At 36.5% G+C, this 19,287-nt stretch carries 16 protein-coding genes; 11 read left to right on the top strand and 5 right to left on the bottom strand.

Annotation, left to right across the window (positions count from 1 at the left end):
* Positions 1–5 precede the first annotated feature (5 nt).
* On the top strand, positions 6–857 hold the full coding sequence (locus ACRD62_RS12625; RefSeq protein WP_430820476.1) for a hypothetical protein: 852 nt from the start codon (positions 6–8) through the stop codon (positions 855–857).
* Here ACRD62_RS12625 and ACRD62_RS12630 read toward each other — a convergent pair.
* On the bottom strand, positions 854–1,738 hold the full coding sequence (locus tag ACRD62_RS12630; RefSeq protein WP_430820477.1) for a MerR family transcriptional regulator: 885 nt from the start codon (positions 1,736–1,738) through the stop codon (positions 854–856). The two genes, ACRD62_RS12625 and ACRD62_RS12630, sit on opposite strands and share 4 nt — an antisense overlap.
* Positions 1,739–1,880: 142 nt before the next feature.
* Positions 1,881–3,236 carry a fasciclin domain-containing protein gene (locus ACRD62_RS12635; RefSeq protein ID WP_430820478.1) on the bottom strand — a complete coding sequence of 452 codons (1,356 nt, stop codon included), beginning with the start codon at positions 3,234–3,236 and terminating at the stop codon, positions 1,881–1,883.
* Positions 3,237–3,486: 250 nt separating this feature from the next.
* Between ACRD62_RS12635 and ACRD62_RS12640 the strand changes: the two genes are divergently transcribed.
* Genes ACRD62_RS12640 through nadD form a run of 3 tightly spaced genes read left to right on the top strand, consistent with a single transcriptional unit; the run spans position 3,487 to position 5,526 of the window.
* Complete coding sequence (locus ACRD62_RS12640) at positions 3,487–4,362, top strand: YicC/YloC family endoribonuclease (protein WP_430820479.1); 876 nt, start codon at positions 3,487–3,489, stop codon at positions 4,360–4,362.
* 17 nt (positions 4,363–4,379) lie between these two features.
* Positions 4,380–4,949 (top strand): guanylate kinase, encoded by a 570-nt coding sequence (gmk, locus tag ACRD62_RS12645; RefSeq protein WP_430820480.1) that lies wholly within the window; start codon positions 4,380–4,382, stop codon positions 4,947–4,949.
* Between the two features lies 1 nt (position 4,950).
* A complete protein-coding gene (gene nadD / locus ACRD62_RS12650; protein WP_430820481.1) occupies positions 4,951–5,526 on the top strand; it encodes a nicotinate (nicotinamide) nucleotide adenylyltransferase in 576 nt (191 codons plus the stop codon).
* Between the two features lie 66 nt (positions 5,527–5,592).
* Here the strand turns inward: nadD and ACRD62_RS12655 are convergent, their stop codons facing one another.
* Positions 5,593–6,636 carry an endonuclease/exonuclease/phosphatase family protein gene (locus tag ACRD62_RS12655; protein WP_430820482.1) on the bottom strand — a complete coding sequence of 348 codons (1,044 nt, stop codon included), beginning with the start codon at positions 6,634–6,636 and terminating at the stop codon, positions 5,593–5,595.
* Positions 6,637–6,887: 251 nt separating this feature from the next.
* On the opposite strand from ACRD62_RS12655, the gene ACRD62_RS12660 reads away from it, so the two are divergent.
* The 6 genes from ACRD62_RS12660 to nspC all read left to right on the top strand — a co-directional run bounded on the left by ACRD62_RS12660 (position 6,888) and on the right by nspC (position 17,386).
* Entirely contained in the window at positions 6,888–9,581 is a 2,694-nt protein-coding gene (locus tag ACRD62_RS12660) for a TonB-dependent receptor domain-containing protein (protein ID WP_430820483.1), read from the top strand.
* Between the two features lie 9 nt (positions 9,582–9,590).
* Entirely contained in the window at positions 9,591–10,970 is a 1,380-nt protein-coding gene (locus ACRD62_RS12665) for a DUF5689 domain-containing protein (RefSeq protein WP_430820484.1), read from the top strand.
* A 16-nt stretch (positions 10,971–10,986) separates the two neighbouring features.
* Positions 10,987–12,633, top strand: coding sequence for a DUF5689 domain-containing protein (locus ACRD62_RS12670; RefSeq protein ID WP_430820485.1), 1,647 nt, complete (start codon positions 10,987–10,989; stop codon positions 12,631–12,633).
* 308 nt (positions 12,634–12,941) lie between these two features.
* Positions 12,942–14,135, top strand: a complete 1,194-nt coding sequence (locus ACRD62_RS12675) for a saccharopine dehydrogenase family protein (protein ID WP_430820486.1) — start codon at positions 12,942–12,944, stop codon at positions 14,133–14,135.
* 415 nt (positions 14,136–14,550) lie between these two features.
* Positions 14,551–16,137, top strand: coding sequence for an asparagine synthase B (asnB, locus tag ACRD62_RS12680; RefSeq protein ID WP_430820487.1), 1,587 nt, complete (start codon positions 14,551–14,553; stop codon positions 16,135–16,137).
* A gap of 106 nt (positions 16,138–16,243) precedes the next feature.
* Positions 16,244–17,386 carry a carboxynorspermidine decarboxylase gene (nspC, locus tag ACRD62_RS12685; protein WP_430820488.1) on the top strand — a complete coding sequence of 381 codons (1,143 nt, stop codon included), beginning with the start codon at positions 16,244–16,246 and terminating at the stop codon, positions 17,384–17,386.
* 4 nt (positions 17,387–17,390) lie between these two features.
* Here the strand turns inward: nspC and ACRD62_RS12690 are convergent, their stop codons facing one another.
* Both ACRD62_RS12690 and ACRD62_RS12695 read right to left on the bottom strand, forming a co-directional pair.
* The gene (locus ACRD62_RS12690; RefSeq protein ID WP_430820489.1) at positions 17,391–17,780 is read right to left on the bottom strand and encodes an SRPBCC domain-containing protein; all 390 of its coding nucleotides are present in this window, start codon (positions 17,778–17,780) and stop codon (positions 17,391–17,393) included.
* Between the two features lie 88 nt (positions 17,781–17,868).
* Positions 17,869–18,240: a hypothetical protein gene (locus ACRD62_RS12695; RefSeq protein ID WP_430820490.1), complete on the bottom strand. Its 372-nt coding sequence runs from the start codon at positions 18,238–18,240 to the stop codon at positions 17,869–17,871.
* A 144-nt stretch (positions 18,241–18,384) separates the two neighbouring features.
* Between ACRD62_RS12695 and hemF the strand changes: the two genes are divergently transcribed.
* Positions 18,385–19,281 (top strand): oxygen-dependent coproporphyrinogen oxidase, encoded by an 897-nt coding sequence (gene hemF / locus ACRD62_RS12700; RefSeq protein ID WP_430820491.1) that lies wholly within the window; start codon positions 18,385–18,387, stop codon positions 19,279–19,281.
* The last annotated feature ends 6 nt before the right edge of the window (positions 19,282–19,287 follow it).

The raw sequence follows: 19,287 nt of genomic DNA on the forward strand, positions 1-19,287 counted from the left end.
ATCTCATGACCCGAATTACCATCCTAACAGTATCAATCCTGATTTCAGTCTCAGGTCTTTGTCAAAAAGCTAATATTACTCAAATAACAAAGCTTTGTGATGACTTGATTGAAACTTCGGGTCTCATTTATTATGACAACAGCTACTGGACCATCAATGATAGTGGTGATTCTGCCTTGTTATACAGAATAGATGAAAAAGGAGACATCAATCAAACCATATCCATTGCCAACGGGAAAAATATTGACTGGGAAGATATAGCCCAAGATGACAAACACATTTATATTGGTGACACTGGCAATAACAACGGGAATCGTTATGATTTCACCATCTATCAGATCTATAAAAGTGATATACCCGAAAATCTGGCAGACAAAAGCATTTTAGCTAAAGCCATTCATTTCAGATATGAAGATCAGCCTGAGAATCTTCAACCATATGCGCATAATTTTGATTGCGAAGCACTTGTCACCCTCAATAATCAATTGGGTATATTTACCAAAAACTGGGCTGATGGTAAAACAAATTTCTACCTGATTGACCCTCAAACGAAGATCGCAAAACACCAGTTTACATTCAATTCTTTTGGATTAATAACCGGAGCCGAATACGTAAAAGAAGAAGATAAAATGTTATTGATAGGTTATCAGTATATCAACCAGACCCAACTTCCATTCTTTCTGATGATCACTGATTTTTCTGAAGAATCAAAACGTAAAGAAACACGTATTCAACTATCTCAGATAAACGGAGAACAAACAGAAGCAATTTGCCTGGGCAAAAACGGAATGGTTATCAGTAATGAAGAAACCACTGACTTACCAACATCATTAAAAAAAATAGAGTTAACCTACTAGAATTTTGACATTTCCTGCTTAAATTCTCTGGCATTTAACACCTTCACAAAGTGATCAGGCATTTTTGGTTCCAGTTCCTTAACCTGAAGACCCATTATAAAGAAAGGGGTATTTGGAATCGATTTGGAGTAATCGTTCAGTATTTCGTCAAGTTCTTCCTTAGTTTGGGCTGAAACGAATGAGGTAAAAAACACATCTACCTTGCGCACATCAACAATAATCTTTAAATCACTCATGGGTACCGATGCGCCCAAATAAACCACGTTATAGCCTTCTTTACGGGCAATCAAACTATAAAACAACAACCCAATTTCGTGGAGTTCATTCTCAGGAAGAAAGAAAACAATATTCTTATCAGATTTAGGGATAAAATTTTGCATCTCATTATCAATCGCAACAATCAATTTCTGACGGATGAGATTGGAAATAAAATGTTCCTGCGCAGGATTTACCGTTCCTGCCTGCCAAAGTATTCCAATCCTTTCTAAAAATGGAAATAGAATAGATTCAACGGTTGATTCAAAACCTAATTTAATAATAGAATTGGTCAGCACGTTGGTAAACTTTCCTTCATCCAATTCCAGCATTGCAACCAGCAAACTCTCAATCTGAACATCAATATTCCTTGTGTCCAGACATAAGTCAATCACTCTCTGACGCAGTTGGTCCTGAGTTAAGTCGGCTATCCTTGAGATCTTAATCCCATTCTGATTTAGAATAGAAACATTTAATATTCGTTTGAGATCATCATCGCTATAAAGCCTGATATTTGTTGAAGTTCTTTGTGGCTCAATCAGTTTATAGCGTCGTTCCCAAATACGAATAGTATGTGCTTTTATTCCAGAAATTTTTTCAAGATCTTTAATTGAGTAGACAGCCATACTGAATAAATAATGTTTTAATAATTAGGTTGCCTCTTAAACAGGCAATTTGCATTTAATGTTCAACTTTATTTCAACTTTTATATACAATGAAGGGAGGCAAAGCCTCCCAAGAAGAAGTTATAATGAGTAATATCATGCCTTATGGCACTATTACCTGATCAATTACATGTATTACTCCATTTAAGCCCTGAATATCGGCGGCTACAACCTTTATACTATTATCTATTATAACGCCATTATCAACATTCACCATTATTTCTTTCTCTGCATTTAAAGTGGGGACAGTACCATTTGTTAAACCTGTTGATACTGCATTAGCACTAACAACATGTGCCAGTAGAACAGGTATTAGATCTTCTTTTGACAAGTCATCCAGGCTACTAATTTGTAAAGCTTCAAATAAGTCTTCAAAAGCATCGTTGGTAGGGGCAAACACGGTAAAAGGTCCATCTCCTGATAAATCATCCACTAATTCAGCTTTTATAAGAGCATCCACCAATATACTGAAATTTGAATTTTGCAAAGCAATATCAACAATGGTAGGTGGTACAATCACCTGATCAATCGCGTGTATAATTCCATTGGTTGCAACCACATCGGTAACAATAACTTTAGCTGATGAATTTAGCATCACCGCATCAGCAACATCTACTTTTAAGTTAATATTATTATCAAATGCGGATGCTAATGTCGAAACATAGCCTGACTCAACCATTGAAGCAGGTATTACATTACCCAAAACATGATAAAGCAGTATTGGAGTAAGTGTTTCTTTTGTAAGTGCATCAAAAGTTAAATCATTTGATTCCAAAAATGAATCAAATGCACTATTAACAGGTGCAAAAACAGTAAATTGATTCTCATCACTATCCAATGTTTCTGCTAATTCAGCCTTAACTACTGCAGATACTAAAGATGAAAAGTTTTCATTGGAAATAGCATGATCAGTTATACTCATCGGTAAAATCACTTTATCAATTACATGAATCACACCATTGGCTGCTTCAATATCTGTTTGCGATATCATTGCCCTGTTATTAATTTTCAGAGTGCTCATATCAACATAAAATGAAAGCATATAACCATCCATTGGTCCTGCCGACAAAGAATTATAATAACCTGTTTGTAAATTAGAAGCCATTTTACTTCCTGACATTACATGATACAGTAGAACTTCAGTTAACACTTCATCTGAAATATCATCCAAACTGGAGACGCCCAATTCATCCAGTAAAGAATTAAATGCTGAGTTAGTAGGTGCAAATACTGTGAAATCTCCACTTTGATCTAAATCATCATCCAATCCCACTTTTTGTAATGCTGATACCAGAATACTAAAATCATTGTTAGAAGCTGCTATAGCAGTAATAGACTGTGACGATTCAATAGGATTGTCTTCCATTGTTTTATCATCTTCATCATCACATGAAACTGTTACAAACATTAAACCCACAAAAAGTGCCAGTACCCAATAATTCATTTTTAATGCTTTCATGATTTCAAATTTTGATTAATAATTAAATCTTTAGTAGGTAAACCGCATGTTGAATTTTTTGTTTAATGTTTTTTAATTATTATTAAACATTTATTTAGCAAGCAATAAGTTAAATGCTGAATATCTGCCAATTACACTCTTATTGTTTTGTTCATCTTTTTTAATATTTCATTAAACCATATCTCTTTAAAGTGACTAAACCATAGTTAAATAAAAAGCTTAACTTTGCATTCAAAGTAAAAATATTTGCATGGTTCATTCAATGACAGGTTTTGGGAAAGGGGTTTGCGAACTTCCCAATAAAAAAATCAACATCGAAATCAAATCACTCAACAGCAAACAGCTTGATTTAAATACACGTATCCCTAATTTATATCGCGAAAAAGAAATAGAAATACGTAATACCGTAGGAAAAAAACTTACTCGTGGTAAAGTGGATGTAAGTTTCTTTGTTGAAGCTGCTTCTTCTGATAAAATAACCAAGGTTAATCAGCAGGTTATTAAAGATTATTATGCGCAGCTAAAAGAGGTATCGGCAGATTTGGGCTTTTCGGAAAATACAGATTTTTTGAAGGTAATTATGCCTCTACCAGACACTGTAAAGATTGAACTGGCAGAATTGGACGAAAAAGAATGGGTAGCCATCGCCAAAGCCATTGATGCTGCAATTGAAGACATTATTTCATTCAGGATAAGAGAAGGTAAAGCGTTAGAGGCTGATGTTCGAGAACGCATAGCTACCATTGACGAACTACTTCAGCAAGTTCCAAATTACGAAACTCAACGTATTGAAAAGATTCGTAATCGTATAAAAGAAAATCTGGAAGAGCTTTCAATGCAAACTCAGGTTGATGAAAACCGCTTTGAACAGGAGATTATTTTTTATCTCGAGAAACTGGATATCACAGAAGAAAAAGTTCGTTTGGCCAATCACCTGAAGTATTTTATCGAAACCATGGAAGCTGGTGAAGCCGTTGGTAAAAAACTTGGTTTCATAAGTCAGGAAATAGGAAGAGAAATTAATACGTTGGGATCTAAAGCTAATGATGCTGATTTACAAAAGATTGTAATTAGAATGAAAGATGAATTAGAGAAAATAAAGGAGCAAATCCTAAATATTCTTTAACCATCAAAGAAGGTAATATGACAAAAAAAGGCAAATTAATTATTTTTTCTGCTCCTTCAGGATCGGGTAAGAGTACCATTGTTCAGGCGTTATTAAAAAAGAATTTTAACCTCGAATTCTCTATTTCAGCCACCAGTCGGGCTCCCAGAGGAGAAGAACAGCACAGCAAAGAATATTACTTTTTAACACCTGAGGAGTTCAGGCAAAAGATTAAAGAAAATGCTTTCCTGGAATGGGAAGAAGTATACACTGATACTTATTACGGAAGCTTACGAAGCGAGGTGGAACGCATTACCAATGCGGGAAATAATGTAGTTTTTGATGTTGATGTGGTTGGTGGGGTAAATATTAAAAAAGAGTTTGGCAATACTGCCTTAAGCATTTTTGTTCAGCCACCATCCATTGAGGCTCTAAAAGAAAGATTGATTAATCGTGCTACCGATTCACCTGAAAAAATACAGGAACGATTGGCAAAAGCTGAATATGAGTTAGGATTCGCTTCTAAATTTGATAAGATTGTTATCAACGACAATCTGGAAGAAGCTATCAAAGAAGCTGAGAACTTATTAACTAATTTCTTACAATAAGATGATGCAGATCGGACTTTTCTTCGGATCATTCAACCCAATTCATGCAGGCCATCTGGCATTGGCGAATTACATGTGTGAATTTGAGGAAATGGACGAAGTCTGGTTTGTGGTCAGCCCTCAAAATCCTTTCAAATCAAAAGCTGATTTAATTGATACCAACCACCGCTTAAACATGACCCAACTGGCAACTTCGGAATACAGTAAGTTTAAAGTAGTGGATATTGAAACGCAATTACCAATTCCATCATACACTATTGACACCTTAACAGAATTACACAAGCGTCATAAGAACTGCATCTTCAATTTAATAATGGGTGCCGATAACATTCAGAACATCCAGCGTTGGAAAGATGGTGATCGCATCCTTTCTGATTATTGTATTCTGGTTTATCCTCGAACTGGTTACTCAACAGAAAATCTTGAGGTTCCTCTTAGCGTAAAATATACAGACGCCCCAGTTATTGAAATTTCGTCAACGAAAATAAGAACCTGGCTAAAAGAAGGCAAACAATTGCCTTACTTCATTACTCCTGTTGTATTGGAATACATCGAACTAAATAAGCTTTATCAATAAAAAAGACCAATCGAATGACTGGTCTTTTGATTAAGGAAAAGTAAGGTTCAAACAAATATCAAATAACTATATCTTCTTTAATAAAATAATATAAACCGGAAAGTGGTCGCTATAACCTCCCTGATAACGATTACCAACATAGGTACGCAATGGATACCCCTTATATTGTCCTTCAGGCACTAACATCTTAGGATTATTGTAAATATGCGATGATTTAAATTGGTAAGTAGAGTAATTATTACCCAATAATGATTCGGTAATCATTACCTGATCGAAGAGATTCCATTTATCGCGATATGCCAGTGTACCTATACCATTTTTATAATGTTTATACATAGTATTAAACATGTCACCTTCACGCATTTTATTCTTTTTACCCATGGCGCGTAAATACAAACCAACACTTTCATTTATTGGATCATCATTTAAATCGCCCATTAGAATAACCTTTGCTTTTGCATCCACTGATTGAATTGAATCGACTATAGAGCGACTAAGCTTTGCGGCAGCATTGCGCAAGGGTGCACTTCGTGCCTCTCCTCCATAACGCGATGGCCAGTGATTAACGATAAAATGCATCGGTTCACCATCGAAAATACCAGAGACCATTAACTGATCGCGTGTAAAAATTCTTTCTTTAGAATTTTCGTCAAAAATCATTAATGGAATTGATTTGGAATTTGTAACCTGGAAAAATTTAGGTCGATAAATCAAACACACATCCACTCCCCTTTTATCAGGAGAATCATAATGTACAATCTGGTAATTATATGGCTTTAATTTCGGATCATTAATAAGATCCTCAATTACTGCCTTATTTTCCATTTCACACAAGCCAACAACTGCCGGAGCTCCCAAACCTTTTTCTTGTCCCAGTTCAGAAATAATCTCGGCCATATTACTGATTTTCTTCCAATATTTGGTGTCATCCCATTTCTTATCTCCTTCTGGTGTAAATTCAGTATCTCTTACATCCGGAGTATCTATCGTATCAAATAAGTTTTCAAGATTATAAAAAGCTATTACTCCCGCCTTGTACGTTTGTGCTTCTACCTGTGAAAAGCCAAAAGCAAACAGTACTAGAAAGCTCCAAATTATTCTATTTAACATACTACTATTGAATTTTTGTGAGCAAGTTAGTATTTTTTAATCAAAACACACTCATCTCACCAACCTATAACATGACTAAACACAGTTAAATTTTGATTAAGCATCAACTATCAATTTTAATAAGATGTTAAGTTCATCAAATTTAAAGCCAGACCGTCCGGTCTGTACAATTATTTTTATTTAATTTGTAGCATTGAATATTAAAACCGATATTTAATACTGACTTAAAATCTGTAAAAAACCATCTACTTATGCAACTTAAATTCGCATGGCTTCTGAGCTTGTTATTACTTGCATTCAACGCATTAAGCCAGAACTCGGCCATTCAAGGTGTAGTGAAAGATGCCGATTCGAACCAACCTCTCGAAGGTGTAATGGTTGAAATCGCCAACACCACAACAAACTCTGATCTGCAAGGCCAGTTCACCCTAAAAATTGCCACAGGTAACGATTATCAGGTTACATTTTCAAAAGAAGGCTACCGTAGTTTAACTATGTACGCTTCGGTACTTCAGGATAAAATAACTGATTTGGGTAATGTTTTCCTAGTTAATCTTACAACAGCCAATCAGGATGTACCAACCATAACCATTACCGATTCTGATAGTGAAAATTCTCTGGAATCACAAACTATTCACGGTTTGTTAAGCTCATCGCGTGATGTTTTTGTATCAGCTGCTGCTTATACATTCGGACCTGCACGTTTTAGAATGAGAGGATACGATTCTGATCAGCAAAAAGTGATGATCAACGGCTTCATCATGAATGAAGCAGAAAGCGGCCAACCGTATTGGAGTAATTGGGGTGGACTAAATGATGTAATGCGAAATACAGTTATTACAACCGATGCTGCTCCCACAGGCGCTATGAACGAACCTCTTGGAGGATTAACTCAGGTTATTACTGCCGCTTCTCAATACCGTCCCGGTGTAAAAGTAGTTTATTCTAATTCCAACCGCTCATACCGAAACAGAGCTATGGTAACAGCTTCAACAGGCTTAATGGATAATAACTGGGCTTTTACCGTATCCGGATCACGAAGATGGAGCGAGGAAGGATATAAAGAAGCTACATTTTATGATGCCAATAGTTTTTTTATATCAGCTGAGAAAATTATTAATCAAAAACATCGATTAAATTTTACTGCTTTGACTGCCATGTACGAGCGCGGAGTTGGTGGAGGGGCCATGCAGGAGGTATATGATCTGGTTGATGATAATTACTATAATCCTTACTGGGGTTATCAAAATGGTCAAAAGCGTAATTCAAGAGTTAGAAGTGGTAACAAACCATTATTTACCTTACAGCATACCTGGACACCTACCCCATCAACTAAAATAAAATCAACAGCCGGTTATTGGTTTGGTAAAGGTGGTTATACCTCTTTAAACTGGAATAATGCAAAAGATCCCCGACCAGACTATTACAGATATTTACCAAGCTATTATACCAACTCAGTTGATCAGGAAAGAATAACTGAAATGTGGAAAACAGATCCTTCTGTCAGACAAATAGACTGGGATGCGCTCTACCGTGCCAACCGTAACAACGGATACTTTGTTGTTGAAAACGCAAACGGCAGCACTCAATCATATAGTGGCAACCGCTCATTCTATATTGTAGAAGATAGAAGAAACGATATATCACAATTCCAATTCAACTCTAACTTAGAACATACATTTAACGACAATTGGAAAGTAAACGGAGGTATTAATTTAGATATGTACACCGGAGACATTTATAATGTAGTAGATGACTTATTGGGTGGTGATTACTGGCTGGATATTGATCAGTTTGCTGAACGCGATTTTCCGGATGATAACAATGTGATCCAAAACGATTTGAATAACCCAAACCGAATTGTGAAAGAAGGTGATATCTACTCACATCATTATAAACCGCATATTAACAGTTACAACGCCTGGTTGATTACTCATTATTCAGGAAACAATTACTCAGTATACCTAGGAGGTCATTATAAATACAATGAATTTTGGCGTGAAGGATTAATGAGAAAAGGTTTATTCCCTGATAATTCATATGGAGACTCTGAAAAGCAACAATTTAACACCTATGGTTTTAAAATAGGTGGAGATTATAGATTTACCGGAAGACATATTGTTAAGGCTAATGCCAGCTACAGTACTCAACCTCCCGTTTTCAGGAATGCTTACGTTTCGCCTCGCACCCGAGATAATCTTGTTTCGAACCTGAAAGAAGAAAAACACATGTCTGTTGACGGAGGATATTATTTCAGTTCTCCTAACCTAACACTGAGAGCAACCGGTTACTTTACCCGTATTGATGACCAGGTTAAAAACATGAATTTCTATCATGAAGAGCTACGTACATTTGTAAACTATTCAATGTACGACATAGATAAACAATACATTGGTTTTGAATTTGGTACTGAGTATAAACTAACCAATACCATTACCGTTAATGCTGTGGCATCAATTGGTGAGTATACTTACCAGTCAAATCCTGGTGTTATCATTTCTCAGGACAACAGTCAGGAAGTTTTAGAAACCAATACTGTTTACTCTCAAGGATTTAAAATAAGCGGAACGCCTCAAACAGCTTATTCGGTTGGAGTAAAATATAACTCTCCTCAATATTGGTGGGCTGGTGTTACAGCTTCGTATTTCGATCAGATTTACATGGATTACAACCCAATTCCCCGAACATCTTATTTGTACTGGAGTACTCCAGAACAATTGGATGCAGCCTATACAATAGATGCATTTGCAGGTAAAAGCTGGAGAATTGACGGTTACTATATTTCATTAAGTGCCAATTTAAGTAATATAACCAATAACCAAAGTTTTATAACAGGTGGTTATGAGCAATTACGATACAATCCGGAACGTCCTGAATTGTTCGCACCTAAATATTATTACTACTATGGCTTTAACTATTTCCTAAACCTAAGCGTTAGCTTCTAAGAACTCGATATGATGAAAAGATTTAACACCATATTTATCATTTTATCCGTACTTACCTCATCGTTATTTGTTGCCTGTGACTTCAATAACGAAGATGCTCCCCCTTACGAAGAATTTGTAGAAGGTGAATTAAGTACAATCTCATATGTAAAATCATTATATGCTGAAGAGCTGGCCAAATATTGGACAGAAAGAGTTCCGGTTGAAATTACAGAAGATATCTGTATCAAAGGAATTATCATAGGCGATGACAAAACATCAAACGGCAATTTATACAAAGAAGCTTATGTTCAGGATGAAACAGGAGGTTTACGTATAACATTTCTGTCGACCGGAGGCATTTACAAAAACGATTCAGTTACTATTAATCTTAAAGGATTATACTTAAGCGATTATGGTGATTTTATTCAATTAGGCGGAGTACCCTATTTTGATGACAGTAACAACTATCGTTTAACCGGAATCGACAAACACGATTACATCAAACGTACTTATGTAGAAGGTCAGGTTCAGGAGCCTGCCATCATAACTATTGATCAGGCTGATGAAAATTACATGGGCATGCTGGTACAATTTAATGATGTTCAATTCGCCGATAGTCAGTTAGGTTTAACTTATGCTATTCCTGAAACAGATACTCAGGACGCAGCATCAGCCAACAGAACACTTGTCGACTGCGATGGTAATTCAATCATTGTTCGTTCCAGTGGTTACTCTTCGTTTGCCGGCACTTTGCTACCAGAAGGGAAGGGAACATTTGTAGGAATTGTTACCAAATTTACAAGTGGCTCAACCACTACCACACAAATTGTAATTCGTAGCTTTGATGAAATCGATCTGTCGGGTGATCGTTGCAGCAATGAAATTGATATTACATTAGGTGATCCGGTGGATACAATTAATGAGGATTTCAGTTCTCAAACTAATAATGCCGATATTAATCTGACAGGTTGGAATAACTTTGTAACTGCCGGAAGCAGAACCTGGAGAGGAAAAACTTACAATACAGAGATTTACGCACAGGCAACTGGTTATAATTCAGGAGAAGCATCTATTGAATCATGGTTAATGCTGCCACCAGTTACTGCTAATTCAGCGAAAACATTATCGTTTGAATCACAATTTGCCTACTGGGAACATCTTTCAGGAAACAAGCCGATGAAAGTGGTTTATTCTACCAATTATACAGGTGGAGATGTTAACTCTGCAACCTGGACTGAGTTAGACGCAACTATGGCTACAGATGGAGTGGATGCGCAAAATACCTGGGTTGAATCAGGAGCAATTGCATTACCAACATCGAACAATCCTATAGTTATTGCCTTTATATATAATGGCTCAAACACTGAGAGTACATCTATGCGTATTGATAATATTGTTATAAACTAACCATAAGAAGAACACTATGAAATTATTTAAATCTGGTCTTTATCTGCTTTTAATTGCTTTTGCAACATTTAGTTGTACTGAAGATCCTTCAGCTCCGGAAACTCCGGAAGGTACAAAATTAACAATCAGTCAGCTTCGGGCTTTATATACCGGTTCTGACATCAGTGTTTCAGATGATGTTTACATCGAAGGGACTGTCACATTTACTCCCAGCCAGGGAAACATTCCTGATTTTGTAGCATATATACAAGATGAAACCGCTGCCATCACTTTAACTGAATCAGGTACAAATTCCTTCACTGAAGGCAGCAAAATAAAAATAAACTGTCAGGGATTAACTTTGACCGAATACAATGGTCTGCTTCAGTTTGGAAGCGTGGATTATTCTACTATGGTAGAGGTTCTGCTTCCAACAGGTTCTGAAGTAACTCCAAGGACTGTTACTATTGCAGACATCACCGATGGAACTTATCAGTCGGAATTAGTCCAAATTAGTGACGTACAATTTTCAAATGTTCCTGGCACTTTCAGTGGATCTCAAACTATAACTGATTGTACTAATAGTATTGCAGTTTATACAAGAAGCGCATCTGGTTTTGCCAGTGAATCTTTACCAGAAGGTAATGGCACTTTAATTGGTATTGCTTCTTACTACAACAGTGCACAAATATTATTACGCGATCCTTCAGAATTAGATATGACAGGAGAACGTTGTTCAAATGGAGGTGGCTCTGGCAGTGGTACCGGTACCAAAGAAGATCCATACGATGTTAGTTATGTTTTATCAGCAGCTGATGATGGATCCATTACAGGATGGGTTAAAGGTTATATTATTGGTACTATTCCTAATACCAGTGAAGCTACTCTTACTGGTCCTTTTGACGTGGCAACCAACATGTTGATAGCAGAATCTGCCAGCGAAACTAACGTTGCAAATATGGTTTCTGTTCAATTACCAAGTGGTGATATAAGAACAGCTCTTAACCTGGTTGACAATGGGTCTAATCTTGGTAAAGAAGTATTAGTTTTGGGTTCATTGGAATATTATTATGGATTTAAAGGTGTTAAAAGCTTAACCGGATACTGGATTGATGGAGCTGGAATAGATCCAGACAATCGTTCAGAAGATGATCCTACAGCTGAAGCTGATTATCCTGCTGGTAGCTTCTACTATGAAAATTTCGAAAATGCAGCAGATGGTATGGATATCTTTATTACTGGCATGAGCAACTATGCAGAAACCGGAGAACGTTTATGGCAAGGTAAAACTTATAACAATAACAAATATGCACAAGCCACAGCATATAGTTCAAGTGATGCTACAAACGACATCTGGCTAGTAACTCCTTCAATTAGTTTGGATGGTAAAACCAATCCAAACTTCAACTGCGATATTAACGGCGGTTATGATAACGGTGCTACATTGGAAGTATATGTATTAACAGATTACGATGGCAGTTCAAATCCTTGGGATGCAACGGCAACTAAACTTGACGTTGCACTACCTACCGTGCCATCAGGCAATTATGCAACTTTCGAAAATTCAGGTGATATTGATTTATCATCATATTCAGGAACAATACATATTGCATTTAAATATTCAGGAAGCACAAGCCAAACAACAACCTGGCAAGTTGATAACATTAATTGTTTTGAGAAATAATTTTTCCAACCAATAAATCAAAAGGCCGTGTTCTAATTACAGAGCGCGGCCTTTTTAATCTTTATCATCTCTGAAAGAAGTATCCGATCTGATTAACAATGTTCATTAATCAGATCGGATCCTCATTTAAAGTCATTTGACATCTTCCATATTTAGACTTCAAAATGCTATTTACAGTAATAATAATCTCAACTGAAAAAAAATTACCAAAAAATCATTAATTATGAACCTATCCATTTGACATCATGCTATTTTTTTGTCTATTTGCACCTTAATACTTTTAACAGATTATAAATTTAAAAAGAAGAATGGGTAAAGTTCTGATTATTGGCGCTGGCGGTGTAGGAACCGTTGTAGCCCATAAAATGGCATCCTTGCCGGAGGTGTTTACTGAAATAATGTTGGCAAGCCGTACAAAAAATAAATGCGATGCCATTGCCAATAAAATTGGAAATAACAGGGTACAAACTGCACAGGTTGATGCAGACAATGTACCTGAGTTGGTTGAATTGATCAACTCTTATAAGCCTGATATCGTGGTTAACGTAGCTCTTCCTTACCAGGATTTGACCATTATGGATGCCTGTCTGGAGACTAAAACAGCTTATCTCGACACAGCTAACTACGAACCTATTGATGAAGCTAAATTTGAATACAAATGGCAATGGGCGTACCAGGATCGTTACAAAGAGGCTGGTATTACTGCTATTTTGGGATGTGGCTTCGATCCGGGAGTAACAAGTATTTATACAGCTTATGCAGCTAAACATCACTTCGATGAGATTCAGTATCTTGATATTGTAGATTGTAATGGTGGTGATCATGGTAAAGCATTCGCTACTAACTTTAACCCTGAGATTAATATCAGAGAGGTTACCCAAAAAGGTAAATATTGGGAAAACGGACAATGGGTTGAAACAGAACCACACGAAATTCATAAGCCATTAAACTATCCAAATATTGGCGATCGGGAATCATACGTCATCTATCACGAAGAACTGGAATCGTTGGTGAAAAATTATCCAAGTATTAAACGTGCCCGTTTCTGGATGACTTTCGGACAAGAGTATCTTACTCACCTTAGAGTAATTCAAAATATTGGAATGGCCGGTATTGAGCCTATCATGTACGAAGGAAAAGAGATTGTACCTATCCAGTTCCTGAAAGCTGTTTTGCCTAATCCTGGAGATCTGGGTGAAAATTATACAGGTGAAACATCAATTGGTTGTCGCATTAAAGGTTTGAAAGACGGTCAGGAAAAAACCTATTACGTTTATAACAACTGTAAACATCAGGATGCATTTAATGAAACAGGCACACAAGGAGTTAGTTACACTACTGGCGTTCCTGCTACCATTGGAGCAATGATGTACTTACAAGGTATCTGGAAAAAACCAGGTGTATTCAACGTTGAGGAATTTGATCCGGATCCATTTATGGAACAATTAAATAAATTGGGATTACCTTGGCACGAACTACACAATGTTGATCTTGAATTGTAAAAAATAACCATTTTATAATCTGAAACCGCTAATACTTACATTAGCGGTTTTTTTCTTTTATTAATTTCCCTTTTACAAGGTAAACACTCTTATATTTTCAAATCGAAACTTTATTGATTTTTTTTCTAATAAATCATCATTTTTTATTTTTTTCAACACCTCCCCCATTTATCACTTCAATAAATATTTTTTTTAATCAAAATGCTTGACCACCCCCAAAACCAGAACCAAACCAACTCATTTTTTGAGACTTTCAACAGACATACCCCCACTTTTAATTTGTGTTGATTTGATAGTTTAAATAGCCTTTATCTTATTTTTTGATAGTTTTTATTGCTTTTAAATATTAATTCATTACTTTTGAATTAGAAATTTAAATCAAATTACTCCATTACAATTATAAAAGTAGAACGACATGTGTGGATTTGCAGTGTATACAGGAAGTGACATGATGGACAAACTTAAGTTTGCCAGAGAGTTTAAAAAGATCCAGTACCGTGGACCAGATAATTCAATTACCCGAGATTTTGATGATGATGGATGGATGGGATTCCATCGTTTAAGCATTATGGATGTTTCAGCAGCCGGTAATCAACCGCTAGTTTATAAGCACATTAATTTGGTATGTAATGGAGAAGTATACAATTATAATGAGCTTAAAGCAACATACGAATCATCTTTCGAATTTAAATCAAGCAGCGATTGCGAGGTAATTATTCCATTATTCCTGGAAAAAGGAATTGAAGAAACTGCCAAGGCCCTGGATGCAGAGTACGTATTTGTTATTTATGATTCAGTAGCTAAAAAATATTTCGCAGCACGTGATCCTATCGGAATACGTCCTTTGTTTTACGGATATTCAAAAGATGGCAACATCATGTTCGCCAGCGAAATGAAGAGTTTAACAGAATTGTGTGATGATGTAAAGCCATTCCCTCCGGGACACTACTACGATGGTGAGAGCATCAAACAATATCGCGACATTTCAAAAGTTGAAGCTTTTGTTGATCATGATTTAGAAGAGATTTACAAAAACATCAACGAAAAACTTACAGTAGGTATCGAAAAAAGACTTCATGCCGATGTACCGGTAGGATTCCTATTAAGCGGTGGTTTGGATTCAAGTATTGTATGTGCCGTTGGTGCTAAAATGCTTAATAAACCAATCAGAACCTTTGCTGTTGGTATCGAAGACGATCCTATTGATACTAAATATGCCCGTCAGGTTGCAGATTACCTGGGAGCAGATCATACAGAAGTATTATTTAAACGTCAGGATATTTTCGACTCATTAAGTCACCTTATATATTGCATCGAAACATACGATATCACCACAATTCGTGCATCGATGGGTATGTATATGGTAACGAAATACGTAGCTGAAAACACCGATATCAAAGTATTGATGACCGGTGAAATCAGTGATGAAATTTTCGGATATAAATACACCGATTATGCTCCATCACCTGAAGCTTTCCAGGAAGAAGCAGAAAAAAGAATCAAGGAAATATTCATGTATGACGTATTGAGAGCCGACAGGAGCATATCATGTAACGGGTTAGAAGCTCGTGTACCTTTCGGTGATCTTGACTTTGTTGAATATGTAATGAGTATCGACCCTAAAAAGAAGATGAATTTCACTGGTGTAGGTAAATACTTGTTACGAAAAGCTTTTGAAGGTGATTATTTACCACATGATATTTTATACCGCGAAAAGGCTGCCTTCTCTGATGCAGTTGGACATAGCTGTGTTGACTATTTAAAGGCTTACGCTGAAGAAATGTATTCTGATGAAGATTTGCAGAAAGCACAGTTTAAATACAAACATGCTACTCCAATCTCAAAAGAATCATTAATGTATCGCGAAATATTTGAATCTCATTTCCCTGGACGAAGTGAAACTGTTGTTGACTTCTGGATGCCAAACAAGACTTGGGAAAATTGTGATGTTAACGATCCTAGTGCACGTGTATTACCAAACTACGGTGCAAGCGGCAGCTAAAATATACTTAGCAAAACATTAGCCATAAAATACATTAACCACGAAAAAGCCGGAATGCATTGAGCATTTCGGCTTTTTTATTTTTATTTGCAAAAAAATAGAAACAATGGCTATTGACTACAAGCAAGTACCTTCTCCCTGTTACGTTTTAGATGAAACACGTTTAAGAAAGAATCTTGAACTAATAAAAACAGTTCAGGACAAAGCCGGAATAGAAATAATAATGGCTTTTAAAGCCTGTGCCATGTGGAGTGCATTCCCAATCATTAACGAATACATTCCAAGAGCAGCTGCCAGCTCTATTCATGAAGCTCGTTTGGCCTTTGAAGAAATGGGAACCAAGGCTCATACTTATTCTCCGGCATTTACTCAGAAGGATATTGCTGAAATTTTAAAATACAGCAGCCATATTACCTTTAATTCTATCACTCAATTTGAAATGCATAAAGATGCGCTAGCTGCACACCCAACAGCAATTTCTGCAGGTTTACGCATCAATCCTGAATTCAGTGATGTTGAAACAGACCTGTACAATCCATGTGCTCCGGGAACACGTTTAGGTGTTGCAGCCAGCAATCTTCCAGCTGAACTTCCATCTGAAATTGAAGGCCTGCATTTTCATTCGTTATGCGAATCATCTTCTTATGATCTGGAAAAAACGCTGCAGGCAATTGAAAAAAGGTTCGCTTCATACCTGCAAAAGGCCAAATGGATTAATATGGGCGGTGGTCATTTAATGACTCGCAAAGACTATGACACCGAACATCTGATTAAAATACTGAAAGCATTTAAAGATAAGTGGAATGTAAAGGTTATCCTTGAACCGGGAAGTGCTTTTATGTGGCAAACAGGTGATCTTGTTGCATCTGTTGTTGACATTGTTCTGGATCACGGAATAAGAACTGCTATTCTGGATGTTTCTTTTACAGCACACATGCCCGACTGTCTTGAAATGCCATACAAGCCTCGAATAACAGGTGCTTATCACGAGCCTCAAAAAGATAAACCGACTTACCGTTTAGGTGGCAACAGTTGTCTTGCCGGTGATTTTATGGGCCTTTGGTCGTTCGATGAGGAATTGAAAACAGGTGATCAGCTAATTTTCGAAGATATGATACATTATACTATGGTAAAGACAACCATGTTTAATGGTGTACCTCATCCTGCCATAGCTATATGGAATGATACAAAGGGACTGAACATTGTTCGCGAATTCGGATATGAAGATTATAAAGGTAGAATGGGCTGATAGCCTATTCTATCTCTAGAAATTCTTTTATTGGCCCAAGATAATATTCGTTCCACCCTTCTACTATTTCATCAAAAGCTTCGTCGGGAATGTTGGTATGAAAAACATCTACCTGCACTTTATTTCCTCCCTGCGGGAAAAGCTTAATGGTAACGATCGATTGCTCTTCCTGCGGACCAAAATACCACTCCTGTACAATTCGCTGCTGGTCTTCAACTTCTAGAATATGGCCGGCAATATCTCCTTCCCAAAGTGAAAACTCCGATCCCGGAACTGTACTCATAACTGCAGGGTAACCACTCCATAACTCAATGGTAAAAGGATTGGTGAAAGCAGCAAATACATCTTCCAACTCAGCTTTTATCTTAACGCGTGTTTTAAAATCCTTAGGCATATTTGAATATTTTTGCAAAGAAACGAAAAAAATGGCCTTGCCCCAATTGACAAGACCAAAATCCAAAAACCAGTTTCTGATATATTTCTTAAATACCTAAAGCATCAATCAAATCTGCCACCCTCGATAAATGCACTTTAGAGATACTGACCATTTGTTTGCGCAGAGTCTCATGTTCTTTAAAGTACTTATGATCCATCGTTATCGGAAAATCCTTATTGTAAAACTGCATTTCATTCTCCTGAACTTTAATAAGATTGAGCAGCTTATTTAGCTGATCAACATGCTGATCGAGCACCATCAATTCAACAGTATTTAATTCATCAATGTATTTTTCCGATTTTACTTCTTCATTCCTGTTTTTCAAAATGTCAATCTCCTGAACAAATAGGGTCAATCTGTTTTTCCACATCTTGTATTCAAAATCAAGATCCACCAGATTTATCTTTCCGTTTCTCATAACACTGGCATTAGAAGTTATACACATGGAATGTAATCAAAAAAGAAAACTTTTCAAAGCATTTGCAACGCAGAATTACCTTCTTGATCACCTTTATTTAAACATCCTTCTCTTTTAATCGTTTTATCCGAAAAACAATTGAAAATGACAGACGCCAAATATATATCAGAACAATTCGAAAATCTTCAACAACATATTTGCCAGGTTCTAAACGTAGCAGATGGTAAAGCATTATTTGAAATGAACTCCTGGCAAAAAGATATTGGTCATGGTATTTCAGGTGTGATGCAGGATGGCAAATACATTGAAAAAGCTGCTGTTAATTTTTCTAAAGTTAGTGGCAAATACACGAAACAAATGGCCGGGCTATTAGGTGAAGATGCAAACCATTACACTGCAACAGGAGTTTCTTCCATTCTGCACCCTGTTAATGTTCATGTGCCCATTATACATATGAATGTTCGCTATTTTGAACTCGACAATGGCATTAGTTGGTTTGGTGGAGGTATTGACCTGACACCACACTATATTATAAAAGAAGATGCGAAATGGTTTCATAAAGAATTAAAACAGGTTTGCGATAACGCTCATCCTGATTTCTACAGCAAATTTAAACCATGGGCTGATGACTATTTCTTCTTAAGTCATAGAAATGAAACACGTGGTGTTGGCGGAATATTTTTCGACAGGATTAAACCAGGAGAATACCTCAATATAAATGATTTGCTCACTTTTTGTCTGAATCTGGGCAAATTATATCCTGAGGTCTATTCTGAGTTAATTAAACTACATGGTGATAAATCAGTTACAGAACAAGAACGAAAATGGCAATTATTACGCAGAGGAAGATATGTAGAATTTAACCTTGTTCATGACCGTGGAACCAAATTCGGTTTGGTTTCCGGAGGAAATACAGAAGCCATTCTTTTGAGTATGCCACCCGATGCTTCATGGGAATATATGCACATGCCCGAAGAAGGCTCAAAAGAGGCAGAAACACAGGCTTTACTAAAAAAAGATATTGACTGGATAAATCAATAAGACAAC

This window comes from Carboxylicivirga caseinilyticus, from assembly GCF_050589785.1.
GTDB lineage: Bacteria > Bacteroidota > Bacteroidia > Bacteroidales > Marinilabiliaceae > Carboxylicivirga > Carboxylicivirga caseinilyticus.

Bases quoted from the DNA above. Each gene is read 5' to 3' on its own strand.
- ACRD62_RS12625 (WP_430820476.1), top strand. From the start codon at position 6: ATGACCCGAATTACCATCCTAACAGTATCAATCCTGATTTCAGTCTCA.
- ACRD62_RS12630 (WP_430820477.1), bottom strand. From the start codon at position 1,738: ATGGCTGTCTACTCAATTAAAGATCTTGAAAAAATTTCTGGAATAAAA.
- ACRD62_RS12635 (WP_430820478.1), bottom strand. From the start codon at position 3,236: ATGAAAGCATTAAAAATGAATTATTGGGTACTGGCACTTTTTGTGGGT.
- ACRD62_RS12640 (WP_430820479.1), top strand. From the start codon at position 3,487: ATGGTTCATTCAATGACAGGTTTTGGGAAAGGGGTTTGCGAACTTCCC.
- gmk (WP_430820480.1), top strand. From the start codon at position 4,380: ATGACAAAAAAAGGCAAATTAATTATTTTTTCTGCTCCTTCAGGATCG.
- nadD (WP_430820481.1), top strand. From the start codon at position 4,951: ATGATGCAGATCGGACTTTTCTTCGGATCATTCAACCCAATTCATGCA.
- ACRD62_RS12655 (WP_430820482.1), bottom strand. From the start codon at position 6,636: ATGTTAAATAGAATAATTTGGAGCTTTCTAGTACTGTTTGCTTTTGGC.
- ACRD62_RS12660 (WP_430820483.1), top strand. From the start codon at position 6,888: ATGCAACTTAAATTCGCATGGCTTCTGAGCTTGTTATTACTTGCATTC.
- ACRD62_RS12665 (WP_430820484.1), top strand. From the start codon at position 9,591: ATGATGAAAAGATTTAACACCATATTTATCATTTTATCCGTACTTACC.
- ACRD62_RS12670 (WP_430820485.1), top strand. From the start codon at position 10,987: ATGAAATTATTTAAATCTGGTCTTTATCTGCTTTTAATTGCTTTTGCA.
- ACRD62_RS12675 (WP_430820486.1), top strand. From the start codon at position 12,942: ATGGGTAAAGTTCTGATTATTGGCGCTGGCGGTGTAGGAACCGTTGTA.
- asnB (WP_430820487.1), top strand. From the start codon at position 14,551: ATGTGTGGATTTGCAGTGTATACAGGAAGTGACATGATGGACAAACTT.
- nspC (WP_430820488.1), top strand. From the start codon at position 16,244: ATGGCTATTGACTACAAGCAAGTACCTTCTCCCTGTTACGTTTTAGAT.
- ACRD62_RS12690 (WP_430820489.1), bottom strand. From the start codon at position 17,780: ATGCCTAAGGATTTTAAAACACGCGTTAAGATAAAAGCTGAGTTGGAA.
- ACRD62_RS12695 (WP_430820490.1), bottom strand. From the start codon at position 18,240: ATGAGAAACGGAAAGATAAATCTGGTGGATCTTGATTTTGAATACAAG.
- hemF (WP_430820491.1), top strand. From the start codon at position 18,385: ATGACAGACGCCAAATATATATCAGAACAATTCGAAAATCTTCAACAA.